Genomic DNA, 1,730 nt, shown 5'->3' with positions numbered 1-1,730 from the left:
TTTTAGAAAAATATATGTAGGCGGCCCGTGCAAAAGCCTTACAAAAACCCAAATTCTAACGCCTACTTCGCAGCCGCTGGATTTTGCGCTGCAAAATTTAGTGGGAGTGGCGTTAAATTTTATCCTTGCGGCGCAGAGCCCGGGGCACACGATGCCAAGCTTCGCGGTTTTAAATTTTGCAATGAAACGCTTCGTCATACGCGACAAATTCGGCAATCACGACACTCGCATTTTAAATTTCACGACGAGAAATTTCATGGTGCAAATTTTGCGACCTACGGAACAGAATTTTTAAAGACAAACTTTTGCGGCATGGAATTCTGCAAATCAAAATTTAGGGTATGCGACGTCAAATTTTACAAAGCAGAATTGCGCGAGACCAGTTTTTTAGCTCGCACTGCGAAATTTTATGCGGCTAAATTTCACGATACGAAATTTAGCGAGATGAAGTCCCGGACGCCAAATTTAGAGCTTAAAATGAAATTTAACGCAGCGAAATTCGGCGAGGTAAAATTCCGCGGAGACGCGCTTTTCAAATTTGCCGCCGCAAAAGGGCTACGACGCAGCCCTAGCCTTTGCGCCGCCGCCTCCTTTAAATTTACCGCGCTGCAAAACGCGGGATTTTTTGAAACAAAATTTGGCGAAGCGGAATTTTACAGCGTAAAATTTCATAAAGCAAGATTGTGCCGCGCAAAATTTTATGCCGCAGAATTTGCGGCGGATAGTGCGAAATTTTGTGGCGCGAAACGGCGCGGAGCGGGCGCGTGAAGATCGCACTTTTCGGCGGCAGTTTCGATCCGCCGCACGCAGGACACGACGCCGCGGTGAAGGCGATCTTATCCAGCCTGAAGCCTGACTTGCTGATCATAATGCCGTCATTTCTAAACCCGTTTAAAAAAAGCTTTTCGGCACCTCCGCAGCTGCGGCTTAGATGGTGCCAAGCGCTGTGGAGCGACGCCCCGGGCGTGGAGGCGAGCGATTATGAAATTTCGCAAAACCGCCCGGTACCCACGATACAAAGCGTGAAATTTCTGCTCGAAAAATACGGCGGAAACGACAAAATCACGTCCAAGACGGCAGGCGGAATGGGTAAAACCCCGACAGCCGTAACGGATAGGGTTTTACCTAACGGCGCAAATATTGCGAATAAAATTTCTGCCGGTGCTTATACTCCTGGCAGCGCGGGCGAAATTTTACCCGAGAAGACGGACGGGGCTTTGTCGTGCGATATAGGTAAAATTCTAATCAGCGACGCCTGCTCCGCCGATATTACGGGCGGGGCGAGCATCCCCGCTAGTGCAAAAAACGAAGCTTTGCAAGGCGGAATGGCGGATCAAATTTCGGTTGGTAGCAAAAGCGAAATGGACGGAATTTCGCAAAGCACGATGAGTGGAATTTCGGGCGGCTGCAAAAGTAATGCGGGCGGTGCAAACGACGTAAGCAAAATTTTAAGTGCAGATAAAATTTCAAGCGTCGTCGCAAGCAAAGTGTCCGACATCGTTATGAGAGAAATTTCAAACTCCGTCGGGGGCGAAATTTCGAGTACTAGCAAAATTCCGAGCGCTGTCCGGAACGAAATTTTAAGCGCAGACGCGAGCGAAATCACAAATGCAAGCATAATTTCAAGCGCCGTTGCAAGCGAAATTTCAAGCGGCAATGCGAATTGTATGGCCGACATGGGCGGCGCAGCGGAAAACGGCGTTAAGGAATCATGGTTATATTAGGTGCCG

Annotated in this window: 3 protein-coding genes; all 3 read left to right on the top strand. The window is 48.7% G+C overall.

The window, feature by feature from the left end; all coding sequences use genetic code 11:
* Window positions 1–295, top strand: a 295-nt coding sequence (locus tag Q0257_RS00045) for a hypothetical protein (protein WP_298019976.1), incomplete at its 5' end; no start/stop codon positions are given.
* A 74-nt stretch (window positions 296–369) separates the two neighbouring features.
* The gene (locus Q0257_RS00040; protein WP_298019973.1) at window positions 370–768 is read left to right on the top strand and encodes a hypothetical protein; all 399 of its coding nucleotides are present in this window, start codon (window positions 370–372) and stop codon (window positions 766–768) included.
* On the top strand, window positions 765–1,724 hold the full coding sequence (locus Q0257_RS00035) for a nicotinate-nicotinamide nucleotide adenylyltransferase (protein WP_298019971.1): 960 nt from the start codon (window positions 765–767) through the stop codon (window positions 1,722–1,724). The genes Q0257_RS00040 and Q0257_RS00035 overlap by 4 nt, the downstream gene beginning before the upstream one ends.
* Window positions 1,725–1,730 lie beyond the last annotated feature (6 nt).

This window comes from uncultured Campylobacter sp. (assembly GCF_938018035.1).
GTDB lineage: Bacteria > Campylobacterota > Campylobacteria > Campylobacterales > Campylobacteraceae > Campylobacter_B.
The sequence above is the reverse complement of the archived record's forward strand: the minus strand, read 5'-3'. Positions and strand labels throughout refer to the sequence as shown.